Annotated in this window: 1 protein-coding gene; it reads left to right on the forward strand. The window is 67.4% G+C overall.

Translation table 11 applies throughout. From position 1 onward, the window contains the following. Positions 1-70 precede the first annotated feature (70 nt). Positions 71-298: hypothetical protein (locus tag IO33_RS45440; protein WP_157858099.1), on the forward strand; the 228-nt coding region annotated here is incomplete at its 3' end.

Here is a 298-nt window from a genome sequence, read left to right on the forward strand (position 1 = left end):
CGGAAAGGGCGGGGACTGCGGCACGCCGCCGACCCTGCCCGCAGGACACACGAAGCTGAAGGTCGAGCTGATGCGTGACTCCAGCGGCTTCGAGGCCGCGGAGGCCAAGCCGCACTGCACGCCCAACGACTGGATCTACGGCGCCGAGAAGGGGGCTCAGACCAAGCACTACGTCCTTCCCGAAAGCGTCAAGGCATATCTGGCCCTCGCTGCCGGCCCCGGCAAGTGGAAGCAGGTCGACCATGAGCAGCTGTCGCTGCACATCGACCGCTGCCTGGCCGAGGAAATCGGGGCTCCC

The organism is Streptomyces durhamensis (assembly GCF_000725475.1).
Lineage (GTDB): Bacteria > Actinomycetota > Actinomycetes > Streptomycetales > Streptomycetaceae > Streptomyces > Streptomyces filipinensis.